General features: G+C 64.7%; 5 protein-coding genes. 2 read left to right on the plus strand and 3 right to left on the minus strand.

The genetic code is table 11. The features are described 5' to 3' along the window. Nucleotides 1-163: 163 nt before the first annotated feature. A complete protein-coding gene (locus EN750_RS20895; RefSeq protein WP_127397514.1) occupies nucleotides 164-685 on the minus strand; it encodes a gamma-glutamylcyclotransferase in 522 nt (173 codons plus the stop codon). A gap of 142 nt (nucleotides 686-827) precedes the next feature. On the opposite strand from EN750_RS20895, the gene EN750_RS20900 reads away from it, so the two are divergent. Next, a complete protein-coding gene (locus tag EN750_RS20900; RefSeq protein ID WP_127397515.1) occupies nucleotides 828-1,826 on the plus strand; it encodes a DUF2125 domain-containing protein in 999 nt (332 codons plus the stop codon). 7 nt (nucleotides 1,827-1,833) lie between these two features. Then, complete coding sequence (locus tag EN750_RS20905) at nucleotides 1,834-2,757, plus strand: sugar kinase (RefSeq protein WP_127397516.1); 924 nt, start codon at nucleotides 1,834-1,836, stop codon at nucleotides 2,755-2,757. Between the two features lie 7 nt (nucleotides 2,758-2,764). Here EN750_RS20905 and EN750_RS20910 read toward each other — a convergent pair whose 3' ends face one another. Both EN750_RS20910 and EN750_RS20915 read right to left on the minus strand, forming a co-directional pair. Next, complete coding sequence (locus EN750_RS20910; protein ID WP_189526354.1) at nucleotides 2,765-3,700, minus strand: prephenate/arogenate dehydrogenase family protein; 936 nt, start codon at nucleotides 3,698-3,700, stop codon at nucleotides 2,765-2,767. A gap of 5 nt (nucleotides 3,701-3,705) precedes the next feature. After that, the coding region (locus tag EN750_RS20915) for an aminotransferase class I/II-fold pyridoxal phosphate-dependent enzyme (protein ID WP_127397518.1) at nucleotides 3,706-4,226 on the minus strand (521 nt) is incomplete at its 5' end.

Genomic DNA, 4,226 nt, shown 5'->3' on the forward strand with positions numbered 1-4,226 from the left:
GGCGCGATGGACAGGTCGGTGCGACCGAGACGACGTTTCTGCAAGGCGGATCTCCGGGATGATTGGGCGGGCAAAGGGCGCCGCGGGCTGAGGGTCGGAGCCTAACCTAGGTCTTGCCTGAACGAGGTCAAAGGCCTGGCCGCCTTTTTCCGCAGAGCCAGCTTCACAAAGGCGCGACCTGGCTGGCGACATCCTCCAGCCAGTGGTCGCTTATGCCCAGTGCCTCGAGATGCTCAAGCGTGCTCAGCACATAGTCCTCGTTGTTGCCGGACTGGCCGACCGCGCCGCGCACCACGGCCGCTGCATCCGCCGCGTCGAGCGCTCCGGCATATTGCTCGTGCTGGCGGTCGACGATGTAGACCACGGCGTCGACCGTATCGCCCCCGTCGAGGCGAATCTTGAGCATGCGCTCCAGATAGACATTGGTGACCAGTTCGCGCTCGCGAAGATAGGCCATGACCTCGTCGCGCAAGTCGCCGGGGACGCGGAATGCGAGGCCGACGCAGGACCCGCCACGGTCGAGTCCGAGCACCAGCCCCGGCCGCTCGCGCGTGCCGCGATGCACGAAGGAATAGACGCAGAGCGAGCGCCGGTAGCCATGCAGGCGGGCACGCTGTGTTTCGACATGCGCGAATCCCGGCCGCCAGATCAGCGAGCCATAGCCAAACACCCAAAAATCGCCCATATCGCCGCGCCTGATTGCAAAAGATGCCAACACCGCACCCGGACCGGTGTTTTTTCCGCCCGTCCCGTCTAACTATTCGTCTGCCTACCTGGCGGAATCGACCACCCGTCCGCAACACCCATGCGTTAACGAGAGCCAAAGCATGACGTCAAGTGACGAACGCCAGCCAAGTAACCGTCGCCGCCTGTTCTGGCTTGCAGCGTTCATCGTCGTGCTGTTCGCCCTTTACAGCGGCGGCTGGTTTTATCTGGCCGACCGCGTCAGGAGCGAGGCCGACAAGGCGGTTGCCACGCTCAACAAGAATGGCGTCGAGGCCGGCTGTGCCAATCTCCAGGTCAGCGGCTATCCCTTGAGCTTTACCGTCTCCTGCGACAACCTCGCCTATGAGGACGATGCCAGGAACATTGCGGCTTCAGCCGGCAGTTTCAACGCGGCCGCCCAGATCATCCAGCCTCTGTCGCCGGTTGCCAATCTGCGCGGCCCGCTCAGGACCTCCGTTCCGGACATGGTGCCGCTGTGGATCGACTGGGACAATCTGCAGGCCAGTTTCAAATTGTGGTGGCCGCTGCCGCAGCGGATCTCGCTGGAGGCGGAGGGCCTGTCCGGCCAGACCGATCCGGCCGACGACACCGATCCGGTGCAACTGTTCAGCGCCGGCAAGGCATCGGGTCAGCTGCAGCCCAACGGCGAGGATATCGACTATCTCGGCAGTTTCGGCGATCTCGAGATCGACCCCGACGCAATTGGAGGGCGCGTGCTTCCGGCGCTCGATGCCAGCGGCGATGTGACATTGAAGAACGGCGTCGCACTGATCGGCACGCAGGTGAAGAGCCTTCGTGGCCAGGCGATCGAAATCCGCAACCTTGACCTGTCGTCGGGCACGGCGCGCATTACCGTTTCGGGACCGCTCTCCGTCGATGCCGAGGGCCTGGTCAACGCCGATCTGATGATCAGGCTGAAGGACCCGAAGGCGGTGGCGGCCATCCTCGGCGCCGCCATACCCGAGCAGAAAAGCCAGATCGAGCAGGGTTTTTCTGCCTTGGCGGTGCTCGGCAACGAACCGTCGATGCCGCTGAAGGTGGTCAGGGGCAAGGCCTCGCTCGGCTTCATTCCGCTGGGCAAGATCAAGCCGGTCGAATAGCTCAACCATGGCAAAACCCGTGAAGCTGCTGAGCGTTGGCGCCTTGACGCTGGACACCATCCTGCGCGTCGAGACACTGCCTGTGCATCAAGGCAAGTTCATTGCCTCCGACGGCGTCCAGATTGCCTCGGGCATGGCCACGAGTGCTGCCTGCGCCGCGCATCGCCTGGGGGCCGAGGTATCGCTGTGGGCGAGTGCGGGTGACGATGCCGTCGCCGACCAACTCATCGCCGGCATCAAGGCCGAAGGCGTCGATTGCACCTTTGTGCGCCGCGTCAGAGGCGCCCGCTCGGCGCTGGCCTCGATCCTGGTCGACGCGCATGGCGAGCGCATCATCGTGCCGTTCTATGACAGGCTGGCCCAGGCCGATCCCGAAGTCTTGCCGGTCGCCGACCTCACGGCATTCGACGCCGTGCTGGTCGATGTCCGCTGGCCGGGCGCGGCAGCGTTGGCACTCAAGGCGGCACGCGCCGTTGGGCGTCCGGCGATCCTCGATGCCGACACCGCGCCGCTGGAAGTTCTGGAACAGCTGTTGCCGCTCGCCACGCACATCGTCGCTTCGGAGCCGGCGGCGCGTATCGTCTGCGGCCAGGCGCTCGATCCGGAAACGGCTTGCGCCGATCTCGCCAGCCGCACCGACGCCTTTGTCGCGGTAACCGGCGGCGCGGCGGGCTGTTGGTGGCACGACCGTCGCGCAGGCTGTGTGCGCCATGTCGCGGCGCCGAGGATCAAGGCAGTGGATACGCTCGCCGCCGGCGATGTCTTCCACGGCGCCTTCGCCGTCGGGTTGGCGGAAGCCATGCCGGTCGAGCAGGCTTTGCGCTTTGCCAGTGCGGCCGCGGCGCTCAAATGCCTGCGCTTCGGCGGCAGGCTGGGCGCGCCGGATAGGGCCGAGACGCTGGCCATGGTTGCGCAGACCTGGCCAGCCTGAAACAGACTTAGCCCTTCGCGGGATGCTCGACGGCCTGGCGGCCGAAATCGGGCACGTCGATGTCCTGGCCGGCCTCGATGATCGAGCGGCGCACCGCGCGGGTGCGGGTGAACAGGTCGAAGAGCTTTTCGCCGTCGCCCCAGCGGATCGCGCGTTGCAGCGACGCCAGATCTTCCGAGAACCGCGCCAGCATTTCGAGAATGGCGTCCTTGTTGTGCAGGCAGACATCCCGCCACATGGTCGGGTCGGAGGCGGCAAGGCGGGTGAAGTCGCGGAAGCCGGAAGCCGAATATTTGATCACTTCGGACTTGGTCACCGACTGCAGATCATCGGCGGTGCCGACGATGTTGTAGGCGATGATGTGCGGCAAATGCGAGACGATGGCGAGCGTCATGTCGTGATGCTGCGGGTCCATCGTGTCGATGTTGGCACCGCAGCGGCGCCAGAATTCCGACAGCCTCTCCAGCGCGTCCGGGTCGGTGTCGGGCAGCGGCGTGAAGATGCACCAGCGATTGTCGAACAGATCGGCGAAACCGGCGTCGGGGCCGGATTTTTCCGTGCCCGCCAGCGGGTGACCGGGAATGAAATGGACGCCTTCAGGCACATAAGGCTGCATCTGCGCGATGACAGACGCCTTGGTCGAGCCGACATCGGTGAGGATCGCACCCGGCTTCAGCGCCGGCGCGATTTCCTCGGCAACCGCGCCGGATGAGCCTACCGGCACCGAAATGATGACAAGGTCGGCATCGTGGACAGTCTCTCTCGCATCGGTGGTATAGCTATCGCCCAGCCCAAGCTCCTCGGCTCGCGCCAGCGTCGCCGCACTGCGGGTCGAAATGGCCAAGTGACGGGCGAGACCTTCGCGGCGGATGACGCGGGCCAGCGACGAGCCGATCAGGCCGATGCCGACCAGCGCGATCTTTTCAAACATCGGTGATGTCATGGTCTCTAGCTTTTCAGGAATGTCGTGAGAGCGGCGACAACGCCGCGATTGGCCTCTTCGGTGCCGACGGTCATGCGCAACGCGTTGGGAAAGCCATAGCCCGAAACGCGCCGCAATATATAGCCGCGCGCCGTCAGATAGTCGTCCGCCGCCGCTGCGGAATGTTTCTCGTCCTCGGGAAAGTGAACGAGGATGAAATTGCCGACGCTGGGTGTCACCCGCAGCCCGAGCTTTGTGAATTCCTCGCTCAACCAGGCAAGCCAGGTCTCGTTGTGCGCCACGCTGCGCTCGACATGGGCGCGGTCGCGGATGGCTGCGATACCGGCCTCGATCGCCGTCGCATTGACGTTGAAGGGACCGCGCACGCGGTTGATGGCGTCGACGATATGCATCGGCGCATACATCCAGCCGATCCGCGCGCCACCCAGGCCGATCTTGGAGAAGGTACGGGTCATCACCACGTTCTCGGTGCTGCCGACCAGTTCGATGCCGGCCTCATAGTCGTTGCGGCGGACATATTCGGCAT

Origin of the sequence: Mesorhizobium sp. M7A.F.Ca.ET.027.03.2.1 (assembly GCF_003999175.1) — a bacterium.
Classification (GTDB): Bacteria; Pseudomonadota; Alphaproteobacteria; order Rhizobiales; family Rhizobiaceae; genus Mesorhizobium.